Origin of the sequence: Microbacterium sp. 5K110 (genome assembly GCF_005774735.1) — a bacterium.
Taxonomy (GTDB): Bacteria; Actinomycetota; Actinomycetes; order Actinomycetales; family Microbacteriaceae; genus Microbacterium.
This window is the reverse complement of the sequence record NZ_VBUM01000007.1, coordinates 22,178-47,910: the sequence shown is the minus strand read 5'-3', so window position 1 is coordinate 47,910 and position 25,733 is coordinate 22,178. Positions and strand designations below refer to the sequence as shown.

Annotated in this window: 23 protein-coding genes; 10 read left to right on the top strand and 13 right to left on the bottom strand. The window is 71.3% G+C overall.

What is annotated here, in order from left to right; genetic code table 11:
- Positions 1 to 17: 17 nt before the first annotated feature.
- From dapE to FE256_RS03475, 3 genes are all read left to right on the top strand, one after another.
- Entirely contained in the window at positions 18 to 1,094 is a 1,077-nt protein-coding gene (dapE, locus tag FE256_RS03485) for a succinyl-diaminopimelate desuccinylase (RefSeq protein ID WP_138172841.1), read from the top strand.
- Positions 1,076 to 2,317, top strand: a complete 1,242-nt coding sequence (locus tag FE256_RS03480; protein ID WP_354645969.1) for a putative hexosyltransferase — start codon at positions 1,076 to 1,078, stop codon at positions 2,315 to 2,317. The genes dapE and FE256_RS03480 overlap by 19 nt, the downstream gene beginning before the upstream one ends.
- A gap of 95 nt (positions 2,318 to 2,412) precedes the next feature.
- Positions 2,413 to 2,586, top strand: a complete 174-nt coding sequence (locus FE256_RS03475; RefSeq protein WP_076490128.1) for a DUF3117 domain-containing protein — start codon at positions 2,413 to 2,415, stop codon at positions 2,584 to 2,586.
- A 75-nt stretch (positions 2,587 to 2,661) separates the two neighbouring features.
- On the opposite strand, the gene FE256_RS03470 is transcribed toward FE256_RS03475, so the two are convergent.
- The gene (locus FE256_RS03470) at positions 2,662 to 3,300 is read right to left on the bottom strand and encodes an O-methyltransferase (RefSeq protein WP_138172840.1); all 639 of its coding nucleotides are present in this window, start codon (positions 3,298 to 3,300) and stop codon (positions 2,662 to 2,664) included.
- Between the two features lie 71 nt (positions 3,301 to 3,371).
- Between FE256_RS03470 and FE256_RS03465 the strand changes: the two genes are divergently transcribed.
- Positions 3,372 to 3,743, top strand: coding sequence for a twin-arginine translocase TatA/TatE family subunit (locus FE256_RS03465; protein WP_138172839.1), 372 nt, complete (start codon positions 3,372 to 3,374; stop codon positions 3,741 to 3,743).
- Between the two features lie 4 nt (positions 3,744 to 3,747).
- Here FE256_RS03465 and FE256_RS03460 read toward each other — a convergent pair whose 3' ends face one another.
- Genes FE256_RS03460 through FE256_RS03450 form a run of 3 tightly spaced genes read right to left on the bottom strand, consistent with a single transcriptional unit; the run spans position 3,748 to position 6,748 of the window.
- Positions 3,748 to 4,899: an Mrp/NBP35 family ATP-binding protein gene (locus tag FE256_RS03460; protein WP_138172838.1), complete on the bottom strand. Its 1,152-nt coding sequence runs from the start codon at positions 4,897 to 4,899 to the stop codon at positions 3,748 to 3,750.
- Positions 4,896 to 5,429 (bottom strand): DUF1003 domain-containing protein, encoded by a 534-nt coding sequence (locus FE256_RS03455; RefSeq protein ID WP_138172837.1) that lies wholly within the window; start codon positions 5,427 to 5,429, stop codon positions 4,896 to 4,898. The genes FE256_RS03460 and FE256_RS03455 overlap by 4 nt, the downstream gene beginning before the upstream one ends.
- Positions 5,429 to 6,748, bottom strand: coding sequence for a magnesium transporter MgtE N-terminal domain-containing protein (locus FE256_RS03450; protein WP_138172836.1), 1,320 nt, complete (start codon positions 6,746 to 6,748; stop codon positions 5,429 to 5,431). Before FE256_RS03450 ends, FE256_RS03455 begins: the two co-directional genes overlap by 1 nt.
- A gap of 71 nt (positions 6,749 to 6,819) precedes the next feature.
- Here FE256_RS03450 and FE256_RS03445 point away from each other — a divergent pair, with 71 nt between their 5' ends.
- Positions 6,820 to 7,542 (top strand): YflT domain-containing protein, encoded by a 723-nt coding sequence (locus tag FE256_RS03445; RefSeq protein WP_138172835.1) that lies wholly within the window; start codon positions 6,820 to 6,822, stop codon positions 7,540 to 7,542.
- A complete protein-coding gene (locus FE256_RS03440; protein WP_252370888.1) occupies positions 7,539 to 8,216 on the top strand; it encodes an alpha/beta hydrolase family protein in 678 nt (225 codons plus the stop codon). Before FE256_RS03445 ends, FE256_RS03440 begins: the two co-directional genes overlap by 4 nt.
- Before the next feature lie 21 nt (positions 8,217 to 8,237).
- Here FE256_RS03440 and FE256_RS03435 read toward each other — a convergent pair whose 3' ends face one another.
- From FE256_RS03435 to FE256_RS03410, 6 genes are read right to left on the bottom strand one after another with little or no spacing between them, the layout of a single operon-like run.
- A complete protein-coding gene (locus FE256_RS03435) occupies positions 8,238 to 8,723 on the bottom strand; it encodes a hypothetical protein (protein ID WP_138172834.1) in 486 nt (161 codons plus the stop codon).
- Positions 8,720 to 10,444 carry a hypothetical protein gene (locus FE256_RS03430; RefSeq protein WP_138172833.1) on the bottom strand — a complete coding sequence of 575 codons (1,725 nt, stop codon included), beginning with the start codon at positions 10,442 to 10,444 and terminating at the stop codon, positions 8,720 to 8,722. The genes FE256_RS03435 and FE256_RS03430 overlap by 4 nt, the downstream gene beginning before the upstream one ends.
- Positions 10,441 to 10,803: a DUF6507 family protein gene (locus FE256_RS03425; protein ID WP_138172832.1), complete on the bottom strand. Its 363-nt coding sequence runs from the start codon at positions 10,801 to 10,803 to the stop codon at positions 10,441 to 10,443. Before FE256_RS03425 ends, FE256_RS03430 begins: the two co-directional genes overlap by 4 nt.
- Before the next feature lie 57 nt (positions 10,804 to 10,860).
- The gene (locus FE256_RS03420) at positions 10,861 to 12,642 is read right to left on the bottom strand and encodes a gamma-glutamyltransferase family protein (RefSeq protein ID WP_138172866.1); all 1,782 of its coding nucleotides are present in this window, start codon (positions 12,640 to 12,642) and stop codon (positions 10,861 to 10,863) included.
- Positions 12,639 to 14,057 (bottom strand): aminopeptidase P family protein, encoded by a 1,419-nt coding sequence (locus FE256_RS03415; RefSeq protein ID WP_138172831.1) that lies wholly within the window; start codon positions 14,055 to 14,057, stop codon positions 12,639 to 12,641. Before FE256_RS03415 ends, FE256_RS03420 begins: the two co-directional genes overlap by 4 nt.
- Before the next feature lie 38 nt (positions 14,058 to 14,095).
- The gene (locus tag FE256_RS03410) at positions 14,096 to 15,127 is read right to left on the bottom strand and encodes an endonuclease/exonuclease/phosphatase family protein (protein WP_138172830.1); all 1,032 of its coding nucleotides are present in this window, start codon (positions 15,125 to 15,127) and stop codon (positions 14,096 to 14,098) included.
- Positions 15,128 to 15,227: 100 nt separating this feature from the next.
- Here FE256_RS03410 and FE256_RS03405 point away from each other — a divergent pair, with 100 nt between their 5' ends.
- Positions 15,228 to 16,088, top strand: coding sequence for a PHP domain-containing protein (locus FE256_RS03405; RefSeq protein WP_171024164.1), 861 nt, complete (start codon positions 15,228 to 15,230; stop codon positions 16,086 to 16,088).
- Between the two features lie 70 nt (positions 16,089 to 16,158).
- Here FE256_RS03405 and FE256_RS03400 read toward each other — a convergent pair whose 3' ends face one another.
- Positions 16,159 to 17,625, bottom strand: a complete 1,467-nt coding sequence (locus tag FE256_RS03400; RefSeq protein ID WP_138172828.1) for a DEAD/DEAH box helicase — start codon at positions 17,623 to 17,625, stop codon at positions 16,159 to 16,161.
- 150 nt (positions 17,626 to 17,775) lie between these two features.
- Here FE256_RS03400 and FE256_RS03395 point away from each other — a divergent pair, with 150 nt between their 5' ends.
- Positions 17,776 to 18,489 carry a ferritin-like fold-containing protein gene (locus tag FE256_RS03395; RefSeq protein ID WP_138172827.1) on the top strand — a complete coding sequence of 238 codons (714 nt, stop codon included), beginning with the start codon at positions 17,776 to 17,778 and terminating at the stop codon, positions 18,487 to 18,489.
- A 53-nt stretch (positions 18,490 to 18,542) separates the two neighbouring features.
- Here the strand turns inward: FE256_RS03395 and FE256_RS03390 are convergent, their stop codons facing one another.
- On the bottom strand, positions 18,543 to 18,830 hold the full coding sequence (locus FE256_RS03390; protein ID WP_138172826.1) for a hypothetical protein: 288 nt from the start codon (positions 18,828 to 18,830) through the stop codon (positions 18,543 to 18,545).
- Between the two features lie 10 nt (positions 18,831 to 18,840).
- Positions 18,841 to 19,065: a DUF3107 domain-containing protein gene (locus tag FE256_RS03385; RefSeq protein WP_138172825.1), complete on the bottom strand. Its 225-nt coding sequence runs from the start codon at positions 19,063 to 19,065 to the stop codon at positions 18,841 to 18,843.
- 160 nt (positions 19,066 to 19,225) lie between these two features.
- On the opposite strand from FE256_RS03385, the gene FE256_RS03380 reads away from it, so the two are divergent.
- The gene (locus FE256_RS03380; RefSeq protein ID WP_138172824.1) at positions 19,226 to 22,438 is read left to right on the top strand and encodes an ATP-dependent helicase; all 3,213 of its coding nucleotides are present in this window, start codon (positions 19,226 to 19,228) and stop codon (positions 22,436 to 22,438) included.
- Complete coding sequence (locus FE256_RS03375) at positions 22,399 to 25,722, top strand: ATP-dependent helicase (RefSeq protein ID WP_289508569.1); 3,324 nt, start codon at positions 22,399 to 22,401, stop codon at positions 25,720 to 25,722. Before FE256_RS03380 ends, FE256_RS03375 begins: the two co-directional genes overlap by 40 nt.
- The last annotated feature ends 11 nt before the right edge of the window (positions 25,723 to 25,733 follow it).

The following is a 25,733-nucleotide window of genomic DNA, read 5'->3' as shown; positions in this document are numbered from 1 at the left end:
TGGGTAGGATCGGAGGCATGCCCACGCTCGACTTGACCGCGTCCTCCGTCGAGATCACTCGGGCGATCTGCGACATCGCCAGCGTCTCCGGCGACGAGACCCCGCTGGCGGATGCCATCGAGGCTGCCGTCTCCGGTCACGCCCACCTCGAGGTGATCCGCGATGGCGACACGGTCGTCGCCCGCACGTCGCTCGGGAGGTCGCGGCGCGTCGTGATCGCCGGGCACATCGACACCGTGCCGATCAACGACAACCTGCCCACGCGCGACATCGAGATCGACGGCGAACCGTTCCTGTGGGGACGGGGCACCGTCGACATGAAGGCGGGCGTCGCCGTGCAGCTCAAGCTCGCGGTCGAGCTCACGGCTCCTCCGGTCGACATCACCTGGATGTGGTACGACCACGAAGAGGTCGACTCGGCGCTGAACGGCCTCGGCCGACTTTCGCGGAATCGCCCTGATCTGTTCGCGGGCGACTTCGCGATCCTCGGCGAACCGAGCAACGGTGAGGTCGAGGGCGGCTGCAACGGCACCCTGCGTGCGCTCGTCCGCACGACGGGGGTGCGAGCCCACAGCGCCCGCTCGTGGATCGGTGAGAACGCCATCCACAAGGCAGCTCCTGTCCTGGCCCGGCTGGCGGAGTACCGGGCCCGCGAGATCGAGGTCGAGGGTCTCGTCTACCGCGAGGGTCTGAACGCCGTCCGCATCACCGGGGGTGTGGCCGGCAACGTCATCCCCGACGCGTGCGAGGTCGAGGTCAACTACCGCTTCGCGCCGAGCCGCGACGCGGCGGCCGCAGAGCGGGTCGTCCGCGACGTGTTCACCGGTTTCGACGTCGAGATCGTCGACGTCGCCGGGGGGGCGCGTCCGGGTCTGGACGCCGCCCTGGCGCGCGAGTTCGTGGATGCCGTCGGCGCGACGCCGAAACCCAAGTACGGCTGGACCGACGTCGCCCGCTTCTCGGCTCTCGGCATCCCCGCCGTCAACTACGGGCCGGGAGACCCCCACCTCGCGCACCACGACGAGGAGCGCGTGCCCCTGGCGCAGATCGACGCGGTCGAGCGCGGCCTCCGGTCGTGGCTGACCGGGTCGTGAGTTCGCCGGCGGCCACCTCGGTGCCGGCGCGCACCGTGTGGCCGCGCGGACCGGTGGTGGCCCGTATCGCCGTCATCTACGTGGCGGCGCGACTGGTCACGACGGGGTTCTTCCTCATCGCCGCCGCGCTGTCGGGACCGGCTTCTCGGTACGGCGTCGCCCCGTCGCTCGGCGAACTCGCTCTCGGGTGGGACGCGCAGTGGTACTGGTTGGCGGCGGTATCCGGCTACCCGGCCGATCTACCGCTCACCCCGCAGGGCGGCGTGGCCGAGAACGCGTGGGCGTTCATGCCCGTCTACGCCTACCTGTCGGCGGGGCTCGGTGCGCTGCTGGGGTCGTGGGGAGCCGGCGCCGTCGTGATCTCGCTCGTCTCGGGCTTCGGGGCGAGCGTGATGCTGCACGGCCTCCTCCGCGACCGCATCGGCGACGCCGCTGCGACGTGGGCGGTCGCGTTCTTCGCCTGCGGGCCGCTGGCGGCGTTGTTCCAGGTCGGCTACGCCGAAGCGCTCTTCCTCTTCCTGCTCTTCCTCGCCCTGCGCTGCGTGCAGCTGCGACAGTGGGGATGGCTGTATCTCCTGGTGCCGGCGATGGGCTTCACACGTCCCGGCATCCTGGCCTTCGCGCTCTTCGTCGGCCTGTACGGCATCCATCGGTTCCTTCGCCGACGGGTGGATCCGCTGCCTCTGCGAGACATGGCGCACCTCGTCGGCGTGGCGGCGCTGGCGGTCGTGGTCGGGTTCGTGTGGCAAGCGATCGCCGCCGTGGTCACGGGGGATCCCGGTGCCTACCTCGCGACGGAACTGGCCTGGCGCCGCAACTGGATCGGCGACACGAGCGGACACTTCGTCCCGGTCGAGGGGTGGGTCCAGGCCGCGGGGTTCTGGTTCACGCAGTGGGGCCTCGGCGCCGCCGTGGGATACGCCGCTCTCGTGCTGCTCGTCCTCGGCGTCGCTGCCGTTCTGCTGTTCGCCCCCCAGGTGAAACGTCTCGGCGTGGAGATCCGCCTCTGGTCGGCGAGCTATCTGCTCTACCTGCTGCTCGTGTTCTTCCCGCAGTCGAGCATCTTCCGGCTGCTGCTGCCGATCTCGCCCCTCTGGGGAGCGGTGGCCGTCCCGCGTTCGCGCGCGTGGCGCGTGACCGTTCTGGGGGCGGCGTTGCTCGGTCAATGGTGGTGGATCTACAACATGTACGGGCTCGGGAACACGTACTGGCAGATTCCGTGACCGTGCGTGACGGACGTCGCGGGCGCGCGTCCCGTCAGGTCGCCCGGCGGACCGACTAAACTACTCCATAGACCAACGACGAAAAGGGGGCCGCGATGGCAGCCATGAAGCCGCGTACCGGTGACGGACCTATGGAGGCCGTGAAGGAGGGCCGGCTCATCATCGTGCGTGTTCCGCTCGAAGGCGGCGGACGCCTGGTGGTGTCGGTGAACGACGCCGAAGCCAAGGAACTCTACGACGTGCTCGGCGGTGTCGTCGGCGCAGCCTGACGCATCGTGTCCGAAGGCCGGTTCCCACGGGGGACCGGCCTTCGCCGTTCGCCAAGGGTGATGGCGCCCGCCCGATCAGGTGAGAGGGGTGACCGTCGTCAGCTGCAGGAGACCTTCGCCCGTGGTCGAGATCGCGCCGAAGACGGCGGGGGAGGTCTGCACCTCTTGTATCAGCGAGCGGTACGCGGTCGTCACCGAGTCGCGCCGCACCGGGTCGGCGACGGCGCCGCCGGCGAGGACGCGGGGAACGAGAACCGTGCCGCCCGCGCGCACGAGTCGCAGACCGTGCTCGACGTATTCGATGACGCCTTCGGCGTCGGCGTCGATGAGGACGATGTCGTACGAGGCTTCGTTCATCCGGGGGAGAACATCGGCCGCGCGGCCGGTGATGAAACGCGCGCGAGCCGCGGGAATCCGCGCCTCGGCGAACGCCGCCCGTGCGGCGCCGAGGTGTTCGGGCTCGCTGTCGATCGTCGTCAGCGTCGCCCGCGGTGAGCCGTGCAGGAGCCACAGACCCGAGACACCGCCGCCCGTTCCGACCTCGACGACATTGAGCGCGCGGGAGGACGCGGCGAGCACGGCGATCTGCGCGCCCACGGCGGCGCTGATCGGTGCGGCTCCGAGCTCGAGCGCGTGCGCGCGGGCGCGCGCGATGTGCTCGGGTTCGACCGTCGACTCCTGCACGAACCGCTCGTTCGCTTCGTAACCGCTCACGTGGACCTCCCCGCTCAGGCTAGACGGCAGGGTGGTCCGGGCGTCCGAGGCGCGGCGGGTAATCTGAACTCATGTTCTTCGGCCTCACGATCGAGAAGCTCCTGCTGATCGGTGTGATCGCTGCGCTCGTCATCGGCCCCGAGCGCTTGCCCAAGTACGCCGAGAGTCTCGCCCGTCTGACCAAGCGCGCGAAAGAGACCATGCAGGGTGCGAAGACCCGCATGCGCGACGAGATGGGCCCCGATTTCGACGACGTCGATTGGCGCAAGCTCGACCCGCGTCAGTATGACCCCCGGCGCATCATCCGCGAGGCGCTTCTCGAGGACACGCCCACGGCGACGATGCGCGCGGCCGGCGCGGCCGCACTGGCGACCCAGGCTTCGGCCGAGAAGCCCGCGTTCGTCGCCGGTGAGACGCCGCCGTTCGACGACGAAGCCACCTGAGAACTCAGCGCGGTCGGATCGGCAGCGCGCGTCCCGACAGTCCGCGCGGGCGTGCCGCGAGGGCGGCTGCGGCGGCTTCGATCGCGACGGACGCCGGGTCGTCGGGCCGGGCGATGACCACGGGGCGGCCGTCGTCGCCGCCGGTGCGCAGCGCGGGGCTGAGGGGGACGGATGCCAACAGGGGCACGTCGTCGCCGGGGCTCGACAGCGCGCGGGCGACGGCTTCGCCGCCGCCGGAGCCGAACAGGTCGAGCAGCGTCCCATCGGGAAGCGCCATCGCGGCCATGTTCTCGATGACGCCGACCGGGGTCTGACCGGTCTGGCGGGCGACGAGGCCCGAGCGGACGGCGACATCGGCGGCCGCAGCCTGCGGGGTGGTGACCACGAGCACATCGGCGTGGGGGAGCAGCTGCCCCACCGAGATGGCGACGTCGCCGGTTCCCGGGGGCATGTCCAGCAGCAGGATGTCGAGATCGCCGAAGTACACGTCGGTGAGGAACTGCTGCACCGTGCGGTGGAGCATCGGACCCCGCCACGCGACCGCGCCGGCGGCATCCTCGCCGGGACGGCGCAGGAACATGCCGATCGAGATGACCTTCACGCCATACGCGACCGGAGGAAGGATGAGGTCGTCCAGACGCGTCGGCGCGGGGGGCAGACCGTCGGCGTCGACCAGGCCGAGCAGTCCGGGGATCGAGAAGCCGTGGACGTCGGCATCCACGAGTCCCACGCGAAGCCCGCGGGCGGCGAGGGCGACGGCGAGGTTCGCGGTCAGGGTCGACTTGCCCACGCCGCCCTTTCCGCTCGTCACGGCGATGACCCGAGTGAGGGAGCCGGGGCCGAACGGCATCTCGCGCGCCGCGCGACCACCGCGCAGACGCTCGGTCAGCGCTCGACGTTCGTCGGGCGACATGACGCCGACGGCGACCTCGACGGCGGAGATCCCGTCGACGGATGCCGCGGCGGCACGGACGTCGCGCTCGATGCGGTCCGCGGCGGGGCAGCCGACGATCGTGAGCGCGATCCCCACCTCGGCGACGCCGTCGCGCACCGTGATGTCGCGCACCATGTCGAGCTCGCCCAGCGGGCGACGCAACTCCGGATCCGTGACGGCGGCGACGGCGGCGCGCACGCGGTCGGCGGCCGCCCCGGTCACGGCGCGGCCGGTTTCGGTTCGGCGGCGTCGCTGTCGTCGAGACGTTCCAGCGCGGCCTTCAGCTCGGCGCGCAGACTCTCTTTCGTGATGACCTCGTCGGTCAGATCGCGCACGGCCATCCGCAGCGCCACGATCTCGCGGGCCAGGTACTCGGTGTCGGCGAGGTTGCGCTCGGCGCGCTGGCGGTCCTGCTCGATCTGAACGCGGTCGCGGTCGTCCTGTCGGTTCTGCGCGAGCAGGATCAGCGGCGCCGCGTAGGAGGCCTGCAGCGAGAGCACGAGGGTGAGGGCGGTGAAACCGATCGCGGCGGAGTCGAAGCGCAGCTCGTCGGGCATGAGGGAGTTCCACCCCATCCACACCACGCAGAACAGCGTGAGCGACAGGAGGAACGTCGGGGTGCCCATCGCCCGGGCGACCCACTCGGTGAACCGGCCGAACCGGTCGCGCGAGGGCTGGGGGGTGCGGGGGGCGAGCATCCCGGTGCGACCGCGGGGCGCGTCGAGCGAGGTCTGTCGTTGTGCACGTGCCATCAGCGCCTCCTCGGGGTCTGCGTCGGGATCTGGGGGATGCTCGCGGTCGCGAGCGGTCTGATCGTCGTCCTGGGCCTCGGATCATCGCCGTCGTGCGTGCGCCAGTCGTCGGGCAGCAGGTAGTCGAGCACGTCGTCGACGCTCACGCATCCGACGAGGCGGTGGGCCTGATCGACGACGGGCAGCGATACGAGGTTGTAGCTCGCGAGCATGCGCGCGACCTCGGCCGCCGAGGCATCCGCGGGTACCGGCTCGAGGGTGTCGTCGATGATCGCGCCGAGCCGCTCGTGCGGCGGGTAGCGGAGCATGCGCTGGAAGTGGACCGTGCCCAGCAGCCGGCCCGTGGGCGTCTCGTACGGCGGCAGGGTGATGAAGACGGATGCCGCGAGCGCGGGATGCAGCTCATGGCGCCGGATCAGCGCGAGGGCCTCGGCCACCGTCGCGTCGGCGGACAGCACGATGGGCTCGGGGGTCATCAGACCGCCGGCGGTGTCGGGTCCGTACTGCAGCAGGGCGCGGACGTCGTCGGCCTCTTCGGGCTCCATGAGGTCGAGGAGCTGTTCGAGGCGCGTCTCGGGCAGCTGACCGAGGAGGTCGGCGGCGTCGTCGGGCTCCATGGCATCCAGGATGTCGGCGGCGCGCTCGTCGCCGAGCTGCTCGAGGATGTGGACCTGCTCGTCCTCGGGCATCTCTTCGAGGGCGTCGGCGAGGCGGTCGTCGCTGAGTTCTTCGGCGACCTCGATGAGACGCTCCTCGGGGAGGTCGAGGAGGGTGTTGGCGAGATCCGCGGGCTTGAGGTCGGAGTAGGTCGCCACCAACTGCTCGGCCGACTGCGCCTGGCCCGGGGTCTGCTGTTCGCGGACCTCGTTCCACGCCGCGAAGGTCGTTGCTCCCTTGGCGAACGGGGAGGCGCTCGTTCGGGGACGCCGCAGGAAGAGCTGGCCCACGTCCCATTCGCCGAGACGGTTGCGCTCGATCGCGACGTCTTCGATCACGGCGTCGCCGGACCCGTCGACGAGGTGGACGCGCCGTCCGAGCATCTCGGCCATGACACGCACCTCGCCGCCGCGCTGCTGGAAGCGCCGCACGTTGATCAGCCCGGTGGTGATCACCTGGCCGGCCTGAATGGAGGTCACGCGTCCGATCGACACGAACACATGTCGTCGGCCGGGGATTTCGATGACGAGGCCCACGACGCGCGGCGCTGCGGACGAGCGGTAGATCACCACGACGTCGCGCACCTTCCCGAGGCGGTCGCCCGCGGGATCGAACACCGTGCAGCCCGCCAAGCGGGCGACGAAAACCCTCTGCGTGCTCACCGTCCCAGCGTAGTCCGCGAACCCGCGCCGGACCCGACCGGGCGCACAGGGGCGCGTGACAAGATGGTGAAATGAGCATGTTCGCGGGTTCGATGGGCGCGGGTCGAGACGAGGTCGGCGAGAAGGTCGCGTCGTTCCCGACGTACGAGAAGGCTCAGAAGGCCGTGTCCTCGCTCATCGCCGGCGAGGTTCCGGCGCGTGACATCGCGATCGTCGGCAGCGGACTCCGCTCCATCGAGCGGATCACCGGTCGACTGGGGTACGCCACCGCCGCGCGTTCGGGTGCGTTGAACGGTCTGATGCTCGGCCTGCTCTTCGCGTTCATCTTCGTGCTGGGGACCCCGACCGTCGAGATCTCGGCGTTCATCGGCGTGCTCCTGGTGGGCATGGCGCTGGGCATGCTGCTGAGCCTGGGCACGTACTCGATCGTGCGCCGTCGCCGTGACTTCGCGTCGGTCATGCAGGTGACCGCCGATCACTACGACGTGTGCGTCGCCGCGGCGAGCCTGACCAAGGCCCGTGACGTCCTCGGCCCGGCGGCTGCCGCGCGTACGGTCGTCGCTCGCCCGGCCACCCCGACCGACGCGGCACCGCCGCAGTACGGCGAACGCGTGCAGACGCCGGGTGCGCCCGCGCCGGCCGTGCCGCCGCGTCCGCCCGTGCCGTCGCGTCTAGCGGACGACGAGCCCCCGCGCTACGGTGAGCGCATCGCGCCCCCGGTGGCGCCCGCCGCAGATCCCGAGCCCTCCTCGGACGGCGCCCCCAAATCGGACGCGCAGCGCGACGACCGGTGATCGCCGACCCCGTCCGCATCCCCGTCGCCCTCCCGGCGGGCGAGACGGAGGTGTCGGGCCTGTGGTCCCTCGCACCGCACGCCCGCGCGACCGTCGCTCTCGCGCACGGCGCCGGAGCGGGCATGACACATCCCTTCCTCGAGGGCCTCGCCGCCGGTCTCGGGGATGCCGGTGTCTCGGTGCTGCGTTTCGTGTTCCCGTACGTCGAGGCCGGCCGACGGATGCCGGGACCCGCCGCCCAGGCGGTCGCCACCTGGGCGGGGGTGCAGGCGTGGCTGGTGGGTGCGGGCGCGGGTCCGTTCGTTGCCGCCGGGAAGTCGTACGGGGGCCGGATGGCATCCGTCGCCACGGCGGAGGGTGCGCTCTCTCCTCTGGCACTTGTGTACCTCGGGTATCCGTTGCACGCGCCGGGCCGACCCGACAAGCCCCGCGCCGAGCACCTGCCGGCGATCACGGTGCCGCAACTGTTCGTCGAGGGCGAGAACGACCCCTTCATCCACCCGCGCGTGCAGTTCGAGGAGGTGGTCTCGACCTGTCACGACGCGCACGTGCACTGGGTGCCCGATGCGAACCACTCCTTCGAGGTCAAGGGGAAGCGGCGACCGGCGGACGACATCGGGGCCGGGCTCGCGCCGGTCGTGGCGGAGTTCGTGCGCGGGCTGAAGGTGGTCTAGGGCTCGAGCAGGAGGTCGCCGCTAAGGCGTGGGCTGCTGCTCTTCGATGCCGCAGCGGGAGATCGCGAGGAGCTCCACTGCCTTGCGACCGTTGGAAGTCGACTCTTCAATCGTGATTGTCATGCGCGGGGACCGACGGACGAGGTACACGAACGGCTCTTTCACAGGCACGCCGAGATCCTCCTCGGCCCAGTCGCCATTCAACTTCTCGGGAAACTGATCGATGAACAGCGCGATATCGAAGTCATCCTCGACGGGGACGTACCACTGACCCGTGAAGAAGGCCCCCTCCGCCGAGCTGAGCAGGAGTTTGTCGTCGCAAGGGTAGGGCTCAAATTCGGGCGTGCGCGAGACCGCCCCATGTTCAGGAATAAGGTCGGTTACCTCGCGCAGTACGTCGAGAGTCTCCTGCCGGACCTGCTCATACGACGGCATGACCTGGCCGGTACATCCCCCGAGAGCAGCCATACATACGGCGAGTGCGGTCACTGCGATCGCTCTGTTCATTCTTCTCCTCGTCGGGCCAGTGTCTGCTTCACCTGATTCAGGACCTTTCCGTTGACGCTCTCGTCGCCGCTCATCAGCGCCGTGTGGTGACTGACGCCGTCCGCGATCAGGCGAGGCAGATAGGCCGGGTTGGTCGTCACGCCATAGGCGACGAGCGAGGGCATGTTCGGGCCGGGGAGCCCCGGATCGACGAGGTGGACGCCTGGGATCGTCTCGGGGGCGACGGTGAAACCCATCCCGCCGGCGCCGAGACCGGCGTAGTAACGGTTGATGTCGTCGACGGCCTGGGTGGCGTAGTACTCGGTTCCGGCGTGCGGCTCGTACGGGCCGATGGCACCGACGCTCGCCGCGAGGAACCGGGTGTCGACCGTGCCACCGTGCTTCTCTGCCTCGCTGCCGACACCGCCGCCATACGAGTGCTCGTAGCTCATGGTCCACAGCCCCGGGTGGGCGGCATCCACGCCCCGGAGGAACCGTGCGTATTCGGGGCCGCGCTCTTCCGCGAAGCGGTTCCACTGGGGACCGTTCTCGAGGAGGGAGTCGAGTTGAGGCATCGGCCCGGTCATGACGGTGAAGGCGACCACCGACGCCCCGGATGAGCGGACCTGCCACTCCGCGAAATCCGTCACGGGATGCTCGGTCATGAACGCGTCGGCGTCGGTGTTGGTTCCCGGCACGACGAACAGGGCCGCTTTCGCCGTGGACCGGTCGCCGGCCATCTCGATCAGCGAACCCCGGTCGGGATCCCACGCGTACAGCAGCTTCGTCCCGTCCCGCACCTGCTCGAAGTAGGCGATCTCGCGCTCGAGGCGCGTGCGTTCCGCTCGACGGTCGAGCACCTCGGTCGCCGTCGAGCGTCGGTGGGGGATCCGTAGCTTGTGCAGGGCCTGGCGTTGCGCTCGCAGCGCGCGCAGATGGTCCTCCGCGCGCAGGCGGTTCGCGGCCACGCGGTCGTTCGCCGTCACGCCGTCGAGGGTGCCGACGAGGGCGGGGACGGCGGTGACGAGATGCGCCGCCACCGTCGGATCGAGACTCGACCACCACCGCGCGATCTCTTCGGGAGCCGTCCCGTGGAGGAGGTGGCTCCACTCGGGATGCACGGACATCAGCCGGCCGGGGTCTCGTGCGACGGCGAGCCGGTCGAGCAGGACGAGTCCCGCGGCATCCGTCGATGAGGGGACAGCGCCGGGGTGCTCGGGCCCGCTCCACGCGGCGAGCGACGACCAGGAGATGTCCGGGATCGCGCGCAGGGCCACCGCGCACCGGTGGGTGGCGTCTTCGTACGCTTCGGCGAGTCGGGCGACGTCGCGGGCGACATCGTGTTCTGCCTCGGCCCGAGCCAGTTCGTTCATCGCGTGCGCGGCCGTCTCGGAGCCGGTCTGCCAGACCGAGCGCGGTGGCGCGGCGAGGGCCTGCGCCGTGAGGAGGAGATTCCTGTCGTGCGAGAGTCGATCGAGATCGTCCGCGTAGTGCTCGAGGGCGCGCCCCGCGGACACGAGCCCGGCGGTGATCTCGTGGGCGGCCGGCCCTGTCGTGCCGAGAGCCCGATGCAGGAGGTCGGCCTCGGGGGCGCGATACAGACCGGGCGCGAGGCTCCACGCGAACAGGGCGTCCTGCACCGCGGTCTCGAACGAAGTCGACCTCTGCCGGAGCGTCTCGACGGCGGACCGTATCCGCGCCGGATCGGCGGGCGGGTCGGGCACCGTCACGCCGACGCTCACAGCCGCCTCTTCCCGAAGACGACCGGGTCGAACGGGTTGCCGTCGCCGCCCCCGACGGCCGCGGCGCGCGCGTCGGTCGTGACGGCCATCTCGTCGTCGGCCGAGAGGTACGCCAGCACGGCGGTCTGCAGCGCGGACACCGTGGCTCGTCCGCGCGCGACGATGCGGTGCGCGAGGTCGACGCGCGTCTGGGCCACCTCGACGAACGCCGAGTGCGCCGGCACCACCCGCGCGAGGGTTCGCGCAACGGCATCCACCGCCCGCTGCAGGGCGATCGTGCCCTCGTGCACCTCGTCGAACGACCGGCGCATGCGCTCGGCGATGCCGAGCAGGTGTGGGGGATCCATCGAGTACGACATGCGCGGGATCGTAGAGAAACCGCGCCGGGCGCTTTTTCACCCTGTGGACAGTCGGCCTCAGCGCCCGGCGGCGTAGCCCTGCATCCCGCGCGGATTGGCCGCCGCCCAGAGCACGCCCGCGGCATCGCGCCCCACGGCGCTCACCCGGCCCAGAGCCCAATCGCCGGCCCTGCGCACCCGATGCCCCCGCCGTTCGAGATCGGCGATGAGAGTCTCGCTGAGCCGATCCTCGACCACCGCCCCCGCGGGAGTCCACGAGCGCGGCCAGAACGAGTCGGTCACCGCCGTCGTGTGCAGGGTCGGCGCATCGATGGCTTGCTGCGGTTCGTATCCGCCCACGAGCATGCGCAGCAGCATCGGCAATTGCCACTGGTCCTGCTGATCGCCGCCGGGGGAACCGAGCGCCGTGATCTCGTCTCCTCGGGTGAGAATCGTCGGCGTGAGGGTGGTGCGCGGACGTCGCCCCGGAACGAGGGATGCCGGATGCCCGGCGACGAGCCACGTCATCTGCAGACGCGTGCCGAGGCAGAACCCCAGGTCGGGGATCGTGGGCGAGGACTGCAGCCAGCCGCCCGAGGGCGTGGCCGAGACCGTGTTGCCCCACCGGTCGATGACGTCCAGGTGGCACGTGTCTCCGCGCGTCTGACCGCGGCGATCGACCGTGGGCTCACCAGTCGCGCCGGTGCCGTCGCCCGTCACGGGGCGGACGTCGGGGAGGAACGGAGCCCGCCCCTCGGGTGCTCCCGGGCGGAGCGCCGCACTGGCGCCGTCGTCGAGGAGAGATCGTCGAGCGGCGACGTAGTCGTCCGCGAGCAGCGCCTCGACGTCGACGGCGTCCGGGGTGTCGCCGAACCACGCGTCGCGGTCGGCGTAGGCGAGCTTCTGCACCTCGAGGAGCGTGTGCGCGCCGAGCGACGACGAGGGGTCGAGTCGCGCGTCGTCGAACGGGTCGAGGAGGCGCAGCGCCTGCAGCAGGGCGGGTCCCTGCGTCCACACTCCGGCCTTGAAGACCTGCCAGCCGCGGAACGGTACCGACACCGCGGGTTCGAAGCCCGCGCGCCACGACGCGAGGTCGTGCGTGTCGAGGACACCGGGGTGGTCGCCGCCGTCCGAGTGCCGGTGGGGGGTGCGGAGGAACTCCGCCGCCCGCGGCAACACCTCGGACGCCCATTCCTTCCGCGCCGCCTCGATTCGCTCGACGCGGTCATCCGCGCCGGAGCCGGCGCCGACCAGTTCTTCCAGCACCGCCCCATACGCGGGATTGCGGACCACCGTGTGCGGTGCGGGCGCCGAGCCGTCCGGCATCCACAGATCGGCCGAAGTGGGCCAATGCTCGCGGAAGAGCTCCGCCACGCGTCCGATCGTCGCGGCGGCGCCCGGGACGAGCGGATGCCCGTCGCGGGCGTAGCCGATGGCGTAGTCCAGGACGTCCGCGACGTCCCAGGTGCCGTGGTCGCGCAGCAGCAGGAGCCACGCGTCGACGGCTCCGGGCACCGCGGCGGCGAGGCCGCCGGCACCCGGGACGAGATCGAGTCCGCGCTGCCGGAACGCGTCGATCGATGCGCCCGCGGGAGCAGGGCCCTGCCCCATCAGCACCGTCGGCTCGGAAGCTCCGGCCGGACGCACCAGGGCGACCAGATCGCCGCCCGGACCGTTGAGGTGCGGCTCGGCGACGTGCAGCACGAAGGCGGCCGCCACGGCGGCGTCGAACGCGTTGCCCCCGCGTTCCAGGACCGATTGCGCGGTCGCCGTCGCGGTCCAGTGGGTGGATGCCGACATGCCGAACGAGCCGCGCAGGGTCGGGCGCGTCGTGAACGACGCGGGCGGAGTGAACGTCACCGGGCGAGCCGCGCGATCCACTCCTCGACCTCGTCGGCCGTCCGCGGGATCCCCGCGGACAGGTTCACCGGTCCGTCCGCGGTCATCACGATGTCGTCCTCGATGCGCACGCCGATGCCGCGGTACTCCTCGGGGACCGTGAGGTCGTCGATCTGGAAGTACAGCCCGGGTTCGATCGTGAACACCATGCCCGGCTCGAGCTGACCGTCGTAGTACATCTCGCGACGGGCCTGCGCGCAGTCGTGCACGTCGATGCCGAGGTGGTGGCTGGTGCCGTGCACCATGTACCGACGGTGCTGGCCGCCGCGCTCGGCATCCAGGGCCTCAGCGGCCGTGACGGGGAGCAGCCCCCACTCGGCCACGCGTGCGGCGATGACCTCCATCGCGGCCTCGTGGACGCGACGGAACGGCACACCGGGCCGTGCGGCCGCGAAGGCGGCGTCGGCGGCCTCGCGCACCGCTTCGTACACGCGACGCTGGACGTCGGTGAAGCGACCCGACACGGGGAGGGTCCGGGTGATGTCGGCGGTGTACAGGCTGTCGACCTCGACACCGGCGTCGATGAGGATCAGGTCGCCCGGGACGACGGCGCCGTCGTTGCGCGTCCAGTGCAGGTAACAGGCGTGCGGACCCGAGGCGGCGATCGTGTCGTACCCGACGGCGTTGCCGTCCGCGCGCGCGCGGCGGTGGAAGACCCCCTCCACCACGCGCTCTCCGCGCGGGTGCTCGATGATCCGGGGGAGTTCGGCGACGATGTCGTCGAATCCGGATGCCGTGACCTGGACGGCGAGGGCCAGCTGGGCGAGCTCGAAGTCATCCTTGACCAGCCGCAGTTCGGAGACGAAGCGCGTGAGATCGTCGTCCACGCCGACCACGCGGTCGTCGTCGGCGGGGGAGAACTCGTCGATGTGTGCGGTCGCGAGGCCGAGGTCGGCGGCGACACCCGCGAGCGCGGGCCGTGGGCCGATCCAGAACTCGCCGATCGTGGCATCCGCGTAGAACTCCGTGGTCGTGCGGTCGGCGCGCTCGCGGAAGTACAGCACCGCGTCGTGGCCGTTCTCGCGCGGCTCGAAGACGAGCACCGAATCGGGCTCGGCATCCGCTTCCCATCCGGTGAGGTGCGCGAACGCGGAGTGGGCGCGGAACGGATAATCGGTGTCGTTGCTGCGCTCCTTGAGCGAACCCGCGGGCACGACGAGGCGCTCACCGGGGAACGCCTGCGACACGCGATCGCGGCGACGGGCCGTCCACGCGGACTGCTCGCGAGGCGACGGGAGCGTCTCGGGGCGTTCGGCCCAGCCGGTCGAAATCGTGTCGAGGAAGCCGCGCGGGAACGGGGCCTTGCGGTTCGTCGTGGTCTCGACGGGCTTCTGCTCTGCGGGGGCGATCGTGTCGCGTTCGGCGGGGGAGTCCATCTCTCCAGTGTCCCACCACCGGCCGCCGGGCGCACAGCTCAGCCGGCGGTGCGCTCCAGTTGCACCACGATGGGGCGGTGGTCGGTGCCCGACCCGTCGAGCGAGCGCATGACGACCGATCCGGTGACGGTCCAGTCGGGCGTGGCCATGACGTGGTCGATCGGTGCGCCGAGGAGCGCCGGCACGTCGGTCGGCCATGTCCCGACGCCGCCGTTGCCGCTCTCGGACGCGGCGTCGTGACAGCGCCCCAGTGTGCCGCCGTCGACGCCGAGACCGGTCATGTGGTCGAGGGTCGCGTTGAAGTCGCCGGCGAGGATGACGTTGTCGGTCGCGCACTGGTCGGCGAGCCACTGCAGGTCCGACTTCCACTCCGCCATGTACTCCTGCCGCGGGGCGACGGCATGGGCGGCGACGATGATGGGGCCGTTCCCGGAGACGGGCATCGCCACGGCGCTCGGCACGGTGGAGGTGTTGCTCGAACCGTCGAGCGAGGACTGGATGACGCTGTAGTCGCCCAGCTCGGGTCGGATCAGGACGGTGGTCGACGTGGCATCCCAGCCCGTGATGCCGTACTCGCCGTACTCGGCGTGGTGCGCCCACATCGGCTGGCCCAGATCGCGCATGATCTCGGCGACGCGGGCGCCGGTGTCGATCGTCGTCTCGGGGAGCGTCACCACGTCGGCCTTCATGCCCACGGCGAACTGCGCGATGGACTCGGCCGACGTCGCCTCGCCCGCGGTGTTCCACGTCATGACCCGCAGGCTCGTGTCGGTCTTCTCGGGGAGCGCGTCGGTCCCCGAGCCGCGCTGGAAGACGAGGGCCCCGTTCACGCCCGCGGCGGCGACGAGGATCACTGCGCACGTCAGGGCGAGCGCGCGTACCGGACGGATCAGGGCGAACAGGAGCGCCACCAGCGCGGCGGCAGCGAAGCCGGCCGCGAGAGGGAGACGGAACGAGATGACCTGAGCGAGCGGGAAGGTCCGCTCGATGCTGAACGCGCTCGGCCAGGTGAGCGCCACGGCCGCCGCAGCGCACGCGAGCGCGAACACGATCCCGAACAGCCGACGCACGGATCCGACCCTAGGCGAGGCGCCTGGGAGATCCACGGATGCCGCCTGGCCGACGGCTCCACGACCGCGGCGCCACGCAGGCGGGCGGTACGCTCGACGGGTGCCGCGCGATCGTCGATTCGAAGGACCCAGTGACCTTCATCTCCACTCGACCCACTCCGACGGCACCGAGTCACCCGCCCTCGTCATGGCGGCCGCCCACCGCCACGGGCTGCGCACCGTCGCCCTGACCGACCACGACACCACGTCGGGCTGGGCCGAAGCCGCCGAGGCCGCGTCGTCGCTCGGGATGACGTTCCTCCCCGGCATGGAGCTCTCGGCGCGGCACGAGTGGCGCAGCGTCCATCTGCTCGCTTACCTCGTCGACCCCGACGACGGGGCGCTGCGGGCCATGACCGATCGCATCCGTTCTTCGCGGCTGGACCGCGCACAGATCATGGCCGAGAGGATCTCGCGCGACTTCGACATCGCGTGGAGCGACATCGTCGCCCAGACGACCGACGGCGCTACCGTCGGCCGCCCGCACATCGCGGACGCGCTCGTGGCCCGCGGCATCGTCGCCGACCGCACCGAGGCCTTCGCCGGCATCCTGCACCCCGCGAACGAGTACTACGTCGCGCTGTACGCCCCCGACCCCGTGACGGCGGTCGAGCTGGTCGTCGACGCGGGGGGAGTGCCGATCGTGGCCCATCCGGCCGGGCGCGCGCTCCTGCCGCACCCGGTGCTGGAGGCCATGCTCGCGGCGGGCCTCGCCGGCTTCGAGCTCCGGCACCGAGAGAACCTCCCGGATGCCACGGCCACCCTGGCGCGGCTCGCCACCGAGCGCGACCTCCTGGTCACCGGGTCCAGCGACTACCACGGCCTCGGCAAGCCCAACGTGCCGGGCGAGAACACCACCGACGACGAGATGGTCGCGCGTCTGATCGCGGCCGGCAGCGGGGCGTCGCCCGTCTTCCCCTGACGGACGTCCGCACGAGGAACGAGAACGGCGCCGCCCCTCGAAGGGGTCGGCGCCGGACGATTCTCTGGGCTCAGGCCACGGGAGCGGCGTTCGCGCCCGACCCGCCGCTGCGGCGGCGGCGACGGCGACGCGGAGCGGAGTTGCCGTCGTGGTGCTCGCTGCCTCCACCGTCGTGCGTGCCGGCGCCCTCGGCGCGCGGCGTAGAGGGCGCGGCGCCCTCGCTCGCGGCGGGGGAGTCGGACGACCCCCCACGGCGGCGACGGCGACGGCGCGGGCCGTCTTCGCCCGCGGCATCCGCGGTTCCGGTCTTCTCGGCCTTCTCGACCTTCGGAGCCGCGGCGGCCTTGGGAGCCGTGACCAGACGCCCCTTCGTGCCTTCGGGGATGTCGAGATCGGTGTAGAGGTGCGGGCTCGACGAGTAGGTCTCGATCGGCTCGGGCTGACCGAACTCGAGTGCCCGGTTGATGAGCGCCCACTTGTGCAGGTCGTCCCAGTCGACGAACGTCACCGCGATGCCGGTCTTGCCCGCGCGACCCGTTCGGCCCGCGCGGTGCAGGTAGGTCTTCTCGTCGTCGGGGATCGTGTGGTTGATGACGTGCGTGACATCATTGACGTCGATACCGCGGGCGGCGACGTCGGTCGCGATGAGCACGTCGCGCTTGCCCGCCTTGAACGCGGCCATCGAGCGCTCGCGCGCCTCCTGGCTCATGTCGCCGTGCACCGCGGCGGCGTTGAAGCCGCGGTCGCCCAGCTCGTCGACGAGCTTCTGGGCGGCACGCTTGGTGCGCGTGAAGATGACGCTCTTGCCGCGGCCCTCGGCCTGCAGGATGCGAGCGATGACTTCGTCCTTGTCGAGCGAGTGCGCGCGGTACACGAGGTGCTTGATGTTGGCCTGCGTCAGACCCTCGTCGGGGTCGTTCGCCCGCATGTGGATCGGGTTCGACATGAACCGGCGAGCGAGGGCCACGATGGGTCCCGGCATGGTCGCCGAGAACAGCTGCGTGTGGCGGACGGCGGGGACCTTCTGGAAGATCTTCTCGATGTCGGCGAGGAAGCCGAGGTCGAGCATCTTGTCGGCCTCGTCGAGGACGACCTCGACGGCGCCCGACAGGTCGAGCAGACGCTGGTTGCTGAGGTCGATGAGGCGTCCGGGCGTTCCCACGACGATCTGCGCGCCGGCCTTGAGCTGATCGATCTGACCCTCGTAGGCCTTGCCGCCGTAGATCGCCACGACGCTGGTCGCGCGGTTCTGGGTCAGCATGTCCATGTCCTCGTAGACCTGGACGGCGAGCTCGCGCGTGGGCACGACGATGAGCGCCTTCACTCCGGGCTCGGGGTTCAGGCCGAGGCGCTGGACGACCGGGATGCCGAAGCCGAAGGTCTTTCCGGTTCCGGTCTTGGCCTGGCCGATGATGTCCTGGCCCGGAAGGCCGAGGGGGATGGTCTGTTCCTGGATCGGGAAGGCATCCACGATGCCCTTGGATGCCAGGGCGTCGACGATGTCCTGGTCGACGCCGAGCTCGGCGAAAGTCGTCATGAGCGTGCCTGTTCCGGCGGTGAGAGACCGCCTGGGGAGTCGGATCCACGCCCTCCACTCGTCCACAGGCGCGGGGCCCCGATCCATCGCCGGGGCGAGTCCACTCTACCCGGCGGGTGTTTCGAGGGTCCGACGCCTAGGCTGTAGAGCGTGTTCGAGTGGTTCCGTCGTCGTCGACCGGTCGGTCGCACGCTGCAATTGCGCTCCCGTGGCGACCTCGGCGACGCCATGCGCGTCGACTTCGCCGAACTCGCGCCCGACATCGAGACCTTCCTCGGTCAGGCGGCCTACCTGCAGCTGGGGTTCTTCGAGACGCTGAGCGAACTCATCGCATCCACGCCCGAGCTCGCAGAGAAGGAATCGCTCTCGCGCGCCGCCGGAGCCGCGCTCATCAAGCACCAGGAGATCGTCGCCCTGATCCGCGAGCGGGGAACGGATCCGACGCAGCTCATGCTGCCCTTCCGCGAGTCCCTCGACGCGTTCCGGCGCAACACGCACGGCGTGCGCCCGCAAGAGACCATGCTCTCGGTGCACATCACGGCCGGGATGCTGGACGACTTCTACCTCGCGCTGTCGTCGAGCTACGGCGACACGGGTCGGCGCGTGGCCCGCATCCTGCAGGCCGACGATGACCGACAGGCCATCGTCGAGATCCTGGGTGCCGCGATCTCGAGCGACGAGGAGTGGCGGTGGCTGCTCGCCCTCTGGGGTCGCCGTCTGGTGGGGGACACCCTGCTCGTCGCCCGCGCCGCGCTCGCCCACCCGCGCCTGGACCGCACCGAAGAGGCCACGGTCGAGCCGGTGTTCACCGAGCTCATGGGGGCTCACGCCCGTCGCATGGATGCCATGGGGCTCGCGGCCTGATCCCACCGATCGCCGTGCGTGCGCGGCGCCACCGATGCGGGGTTCGCCCTCGTTCAGATGCCGTGTCGCGCGCGTTCGGTCGCGTCGCTGTGCAGTCGGGCGCGCGTGAGAAGAGGCACGAGCGCGAAGGTCGTGACCGTTGGCGCGATGACCGCGACCAGCCACGGAACGAAGGAGTCCGCGCCCACGCCCGCCCAGGTGAGCACCGTCCACGAGACGCCCGCGGCCGCCGCGCCGACGAACGGCGCCAGGGCCGTGCCGCGCAGGTCGCGGTGCGGGAGGGCGAAGTGGACGGCGAGGCCGACCACCGCGCCGATGATCAGCCCGAGCAGGATCTGCACGGCCGTGGCCTCAGGCGACGAAGCCGACTCGGCGGGCCTCTTCGGTGCCCAGCTCGATGAACGCGATGTTCGCGGTGGGGACGATGTAGGAGTTGCCCTTCACGTCGACGAACGACACGTGGCTCGCGGCCTGGTCGAAGGCCGCGGCGATCGACGCCTTCACCGCGTCCGAGCCCTCGCTGGTCTCGAAGTTCAGCTCGCGGCCGGTGTTGGTGATGCCGATGCGGATCTCCACGTTGCGTCCTTTCCGCCCGGGGCTCTCGATCGTCCCGGCGCGATGCTCCGACTCTACGACAGCGCGGACAGTCGGAGCCGCGTGCGGGGAGCGGCTTCGCGGACGGCGAACGGCGCGGGTCGTCCGGCGCGTGTCGGAGGCCGCGGCTAGCGTGGACGACATGCAGAAGCCGGATGCCGCGACCCTCTCCCGCGAGGGGGCGGGCGCACCCGTCGCGGCCGTCGACGACGCCGCGGGCGTCGTCCCGGCGGGTGCCGTGCGCGCCCTCGGCACCGACGAGTTGGATGCCGAGCAGCGTGTGGTCGTCGACTGGGCGCCGTCGGCCAGCGGCGCGGTGGTCGGGGCTCCCGGGTCGGGCAAGACCTCGACCCTGCTCGCCCGCGTCCGGGCCCTCGTCGCCGCGGGCGTCGACCCCGATCACGTCCTCGTGCTGACGCCCACGCGTCCGGCGGCAACCGCCCTGCGCGACCCGCTCGCCCTGGCCGTCGGCCGTGCGACCTCGGGTGCCCTCGCGCGCTCGGTGGCATCCTTCGCCTTCCAGATCGTTCGCGGAGCCGAGGTGCGCCGCGGCGCCGAGCCCCCGCAACTGCTCACCGGTGGCGACGAAGACCAGATCATCCGCGAGCTCCTCGAGGGCGACGCGATCGACGAGGCCGAGGGACGGTCGCGGTGGCCGGAGTGGCTCGGCCCGTCCATTCGCGCGACACGGGGGTTCCGCGGCGACCTGCGCGCCTTCCTCGCCGAGTGCACCGATCTCGCGATCGCGCCCGACGACCTCGCCGATCTCGCGCGCCAGAACGACGTCCCGGTGTGGGCCGCCCTCGGTTCGTTCGCCGCCGAATACCGTGCCGTCCGCGCCGAGATGCGCGGCACCCACCGGGACGCCGCCGACCTCGCCCGCGAGGCCGTCGCCGTCCTGCACGAGGCCGCCGCGGATCGCGCCCTGCTCGGACGCTTCGCCCCGGTGCGCTGCATCCTCGTCGACGACGCGCAAGAGCTCACGTCCGGCGGCATCGATCTGTTGCGCGCGTGCCGGGATCTCGGCATGGGAGTGGTCGCGTTCGGCGACCCCGACGTCGGATCGGGCGCGTTCCGCGGGGCGACCCCCGAGAACTTCGCGCGGCTCGCGGCCGAGCTCGGCACGCTGGCGGCGCTGGGCGAGCCGCACCGCGGGACGGCCGAGCAGATCGATCTCGTGCGCAGTGTCGCCGCGCGGATCGGGGCCGCCGGTGTCGTGGCTCATCGCCGTCCGCCGGCGGGCGCGGCGGCCGAGGGGTCGGTGCGCACGTTCCTCCTCCGCTCTCCGGCCGAAGAGGCGGACGCCATCGCCCGTCTGCTGCGGGAGCGCCACGTCCTCGACGGCATCCCGTGGGGGTCGTGCGCGGTGATCGCGCACGATTCGCGACAGGTCGCGTCGTTGGAGGCCGAACTCGCCGCTCGCGAAGTCCCGGCGCGCGCGAGCGGTCCGGGCCTCGCTCTCGGGGTGCAGCGCACCGTGCGCGACCTCGTCGCCCTGGTCGAACTCGGCATGCGCGATCCCGCCGCCTGGGCGCCCGAGGCCGTCGTCGATGCGCTCCTGGGAACGTATGGCGGTCTCGATCCGATCGAGCTGCGACGGTTGCGCGCGGCGCTGCGCCAAGAGGAGCTCGCCGCGGGGGGCACCCGGTCCGCCGCCGAGCTGTTGGCCTCGGGTCTGCGTCACCCCCTCGAGTTCGCCACGATCGACACGCGCGAAGCGCGTCGCGCGACGCGGCTCGGCGAGACCCTCGCGGCCCTGCGGGCGCAGGCCGATGCGCGGGCGACCCCGCACGAGCTGCTGTGGACCGCGTGGGAACGCAGCGGTCTTTCGCGGCAGTGGCGCGAGGCCGCGCGTGGACACGGCGCTCTCGCCGAACAGGCCGATCGCGACCTGGACGCCATCGTGGCGCTGTTCCAGGCCGCCAAACGCTTCACCGAGCGCGAGCCCGACGGAGAGGCGGCGGTGTTCCTCCGGTCGGTGATCGACAGCGATGTCGCCGAAGACCGGATCGAGCAGCCGGCCGTCATCGACGCTGTCCGTGTGCTGACCCCGGCTGCGGCGGCCGGCACGGCCTTCGACACCGTCGTCGTCGCCGGGGTGCAAGAGGGAGTGTGGCCCAACACGCGGTTGCGCGGAGGGCTCCTCGAGACGTGGCGCCTCGCCGATGCCGTGCAGTTCCCCGACCTTCCCCCGGCGGGCATGCTCGATCGTCGTCGGTCGGCCATGCACGACGAGCTCCGACTGTTCGTGCGCGCGCTTTCCCGCGCGCACTCGAGCCTCATCGTCACCGCCGTTGACGACGACGACACGGGCCCGAGCGTGCTGTTCGAGATGCTCCCGACGCCCGAGCCGGCGTCGTCGGTACCCGAGCACCCGCTGTCGCTGAGGGGTCTCGTGGCTCGACACCGCCGGACGCTCACCGCGTCGCGCTCGTCCGGTCGGGAACGCCGTCACGCCGCGGGACAGCTCGCGCTGCTCGCCGCCGCTGCGGTCGCGGGAGCCGCCCCCGAGCAGTGGTACGGCGTGGCTGCGCCCACCTCGACGGCACCGTTGCGCGACCTCGCCCGCGAAGACGTGCGGGTGTCGCCCTCGCGTCTGCACGCGCTCGAGCAATGCGAACTCGACTGGGTGATCGGCGACCTCGGCGGAGATCGCAGCGGGACCACGGCGGGCATCGGCACGATCATCCACGCGGCGCTCGAGACCGCGGCATCGGGAACCGAGGACGCCCTGTGGGCCGTGGTCGAAGAACGCTGGGGCGAGCTCCTCTTCGACGCCGCCTGGCGCGAGCGTGCCGAGAGGGTCCGTGCTCGTGAACTCGTGCGACGACTCGCCGCCTATCTGCGACGCTTCGACGACGCCGGCGGGCGTCTCGTCGGGGCCGAGCGGCACTTCGAGGTCGCGATTCCCGTTGACGACGCGGGGGAGCACGGCGCCGTGCTTAGCGGCGACATCGACCGGGTCGAGATCACCCCCGCGGGCGAGGTCGTCATCGTCGATCTCAAGACGGGGAAGAACGAACCGCAGACCGACGCGAAGGTCGCCGACAACCCGCAGCTCGCGGCCTACCAGCTCGCCTTCTCGTCGGGAGCGATCGAGCACGTGAGCGGGATGCCGTCCGGTGGCGCGAAACTCCTCGTGCTGCGTCCCACCGCCACGACCAAGGACTACGCCGAACCGCGCCAGGCGCCGTTCGACGACGAGGCGCGCGAGCAGTTCGTGGGTCGCGTCCAGCACGCGGTCGGCGTCATGCGCGGGCACCGGTTCGCGGCGCCGTACGAGGTGCACTGTCGCGACGAGTTCTCGTTCGGACTGTGCCGCATCCACACCGTCTCGGCGGTGAGCGCGTCGTGACGGCGTTGCTGTCCGCCGCGACGATCGCGGCCGCCCTCGGCCAGTTTCCGCCCACGGCGGAGCAAACGGCGGTCATCGAGGCGCCGCTCTCGCCGGCGTTGGTGGTCGCCGGTGCCGGAAGCGGAAAGACCGAGACGATGGCCGGGCGCGTGGTATGGCTCGTGGCGAACGGGCTCGTGCGGCGCGATGAAGTCCTCGGGCTCACATTCACGCGGAAGGCGGCGGGAGAACTCGCCGAGCGGATCCATCGGCGGCTGCACCGACTGTCGGAGTTCGAGGCTCGAGGGTTGCTCCCCGTGCTGCCCGCGCTTCACGCGGCGGGGAGATTGTCCGTGTTCGCCGACCTCGCGACACTCGACGGCGCCCGCGCCGATGCCGAGCGGCGGAGAGTCCTCGACGACCTCGCGCACGAGTACGGAGTCGCCGACGACGCCGCGGGCATCGACGATCACCTGCTGCACCGTCCCACGGTCTCGACGTACAACAGCTTCGCCGACGCGATCGTCCGCGAGCACGGACTGCGCATCGGCCGGGACTCCGAATCGGCGGTCCTGTCCGAGTCGGCTGCCTGGCTGCTCATGCGACGCGTGGTGTTCACCTCCGACGATCCGCGGTTGGAGGAGCGCCAGGAGTCTCCGCGCACGCTCGTGGACGCGGCGCTGCGGATCGCCCGTGACGGCGTCGACAACCTCGTCGACCTCGATCGTCTGGCCGCGTTCCCCGATGACTTCGCCCGGATCGTCGAACGCCCCTCGACCTCGGCGCGCGTGACCGTCTACAAAGACGTGGCCGACGCGGCGTCACGGGTATCGGCGCTCGGCCTGCTGGCGGCTCTGGCCGCCGCCTACGATCGCGAGAAAGCGCGCCTGGGGGTCATGGACTTCGCCGATCAGGTCGCGGGGGCGCTCCGCATCGTCCAGGAGCATGCCGCGGTCGTCGACGAACTCCGCGCCCGGTATCGGGTGGTGCTGCTCGACGAGTATCAGGACACCTCGGTCGTCCAGACCGACCTGCTGTCGACCCTGTTCGCCTCGACGGGGGTCATGGCCGTGGGCGATCCGCACCAGGCCATCTACGCCTGGCGCGGCGCGAGCGCGGGCAACCTGGGCGGGTTCTCCGCCGCCTTCGCGCCCGAGGGGGCATGCCAGACCTTCTCGCTGTTGACGAGCTGGCGCAACAGCGCCCGAGTCCTGACCGCCGCGAACGCCGTCCTGGCGCCCCTCGCCACCCGCTCCGCGGTCGCCGTCGAGGAGCTGCGATCACGACCGGGAGCGCCAGAGGGCATCGTCGAGGCCTTCTTCGAGCGCGACCTCGATGCCGAGGCCGATCGCGTGGCGGCCTGGTTCGCCGGGGTGCGCGCGGCGCGCGCCGCCGAGGGCCGGCAGACGACGGGAGCCGTGCTCTTCCGCAGCAAGAAGCACATGGTGCGGTTCGGCGACGCCTTGGGGCGGCGCGGCATCCCGCACCGCATCCTCGGGCTCGGGGGACTCCTCACCACCCCCGAGGTCGTCGATGTCGTGTCGGCGCTCCGGGTCATCAGCGATCCCGAGGCCGGTTCGGCGCTGATCCGGCTGTTGTCGGGCCCGCGCTGGTCGATCGGGCTGGCCGACCTGCGCGCCCTGGCCCAACTCGCCCGGCGCCTGGCCACGCACGACGTGGGGTTGCATCCCCTGGCTCCCGAGGTCGTCGATCGCTTGCGCTCGACCCCCGGCGCCGATCGGGCCTCGCTCGTGGACGCGCTCGACTTCGTCGCGCGCCAGACCGATGGGCACGGCTGGCTCTCCGACATCACGGCGGACGGACGCGAACGTCTGCGCGAAGCGGGCGCTGTGTTCGCCGGGCTCCGTCGGAACATCGGCGCCCCCATCCCCGAGCTGATCCGCCTCATCGAGACCGAGCTGCGGCTGGACGTCGAGCTGGCGGCCAACGAGTCCCGTGGCCCCGCGCGCATCGCCTCTGCGCAGCTGCGCGCCTTCGTCGACGAGATCCGCGGCTTCCTCGCCGCAGACGAGTCCGGGTCGGTGACGAGCCTCCTCGCGTGGCTCGACCACGCCGAGCAGGCGGACGAGTTCGCGCCGCGGACCGAGCCCCCCGAGGACGACGTCGTCCAGCTGTTGACGATCCACGGCTCCAAGGGTCTCGAATGGGATGCCGTCGCCGTGGTGCGCCTGGTCACCGACGAGCTGCCGTCGCTGCCCCGCGACACAAAGGGGTGGTTGGGGTTCGGCATCCTCCCGTCCGAGTTCCGCGGCGACTCCGCCTGGCTCCCGGTCCTCGGCTGGCGTGGCGCCGAGACCCAGCAGGACCTCAAGGCGGCGATCGACGCCTTCATCGACGCGAACCGCGCGCGGCAGCTCGACGAAGACCGCCGGCTGGCATACGTCGCATTCACCCGGGCACGCGATCACCTCGTGCTCTCGGGATCGAGCTGGTCGGGGACGAAACGTCCGCGCCGGCCGAGCGTGTTCCTGGACGAGGCGACGGAGGCGCTCGGTATCGACCTCGCCGTCGACGACGCCGGTGACGATCCGTACGACGGGGAGCGACGGCTGATGCACTGGCCGCTCGATCCGCTCGGTGCACGCCGTACCGCGGTCGGAGCCGCGGTCGAGGAGGTCTCCGCCGCGCGATCGCGGCCCGCGGAGCAGCCGGATGCCGATCTCGAACTGCTGCTCGCCGAGAGAGCCGATCGACTGCGGCCGACGCACACGCCCGCGCCGACCCGGATCCCCGCATCGCGGTTCAAGGACTTCGTGGCCGACTATTCGGGCGCGGTGGAAGGACTGCGGCGCCCGATGCCCGAGAGGCCCTACCGGCAGACCCGGTTGGGCACGCTCTTCCACGCCTGGGTCGAGAAGCGATCCGGGATCGTGGGCTCCGGGACCGGGCTCGATGATGCGGGTCTGTGGGAGGACGATGACGACGGCGCGTCCGTCGCCGATGCCGAAGAGCTGCGAGTGTTGCGCGAGAAGTTCGAGCGCTCCGAGTGGGCGGGCTTGCAGCCCATCGAGGTCGAGACCGAGATCGACTTCGTCACCACCCGGCTCGACGGACGTCCGCACGTCGTCATCTGCAAGCTCGACGCCGTGTATCGCCGAGGCGACCGGTACGAGATCGTGGACTGGAAGACCGGCCGACCGCCGACCACCGAGGCGGAACGGCGCTCGCGCATGGTCCAGCTCGAGCTGTATCGAGCGGCGTACCACGTCAAGCACGGCGTGCCGTTCGACCTCATCGACGTCACACTGTTCTACGTCGGCGACGAAGTGATTCTGCGCGGCTGAGCGGGTGCGCC

Bases quoted from the DNA above. Each gene is read 5' to 3' on its own strand.
- dapE (WP_138172841.1), top strand. From the start codon at position 18: ATGCCCACGCTCGACTTGACCGCGTCCTCCGTCGAGATCACTCGGGCG.
- FE256_RS03475 (WP_076490128.1), top strand. From the start codon at position 2,413: ATGGCAGCCATGAAGCCGCGTACCGGTGACGGACCTATGGAGGCCGTG.
- FE256_RS03465 (WP_138172839.1), top strand. From the start codon at position 3,372: ATGTTCTTCGGCCTCACGATCGAGAAGCTCCTGCTGATCGGTGTGATC.
- FE256_RS03455 (WP_138172837.1), bottom strand. From the start codon at position 5,429: ATGGCACGTGCACAACGACAGACCTCGCTCGACGCGCCCCGCGGTCGC.
- FE256_RS03445 (WP_138172835.1), top strand. From the start codon at position 6,820: ATGAGCATGTTCGCGGGTTCGATGGGCGCGGGTCGAGACGAGGTCGGC.
- FE256_RS03435 (WP_138172834.1), bottom strand. From the start codon at position 8,723: ATGAACAGAGCGATCGCAGTGACCGCACTCGCCGTATGTATGGCTGCT.
- FE256_RS03425 (WP_138172832.1), bottom strand. From the start codon at position 10,803: ATGTCGTACTCGATGGATCCCCCACACCTGCTCGGCATCGCCGAGCGC.
- FE256_RS03415 (WP_138172831.1), bottom strand. From the start codon at position 14,057: ATGGACTCCCCCGCCGAACGCGACACGATCGCCCCCGCAGAGCAGAAG.
- FE256_RS03400 (WP_138172828.1), bottom strand. From the start codon at position 17,625: ATGACGACTTTCGCCGAGCTCGGCGTCGACCAGGACATCGTCGACGCC.
- FE256_RS03380 (WP_138172824.1), top strand. From the start codon at position 19,226: ATGCAGAAGCCGGATGCCGCGACCCTCTCCCGCGAGGGGGCGGGCGCA.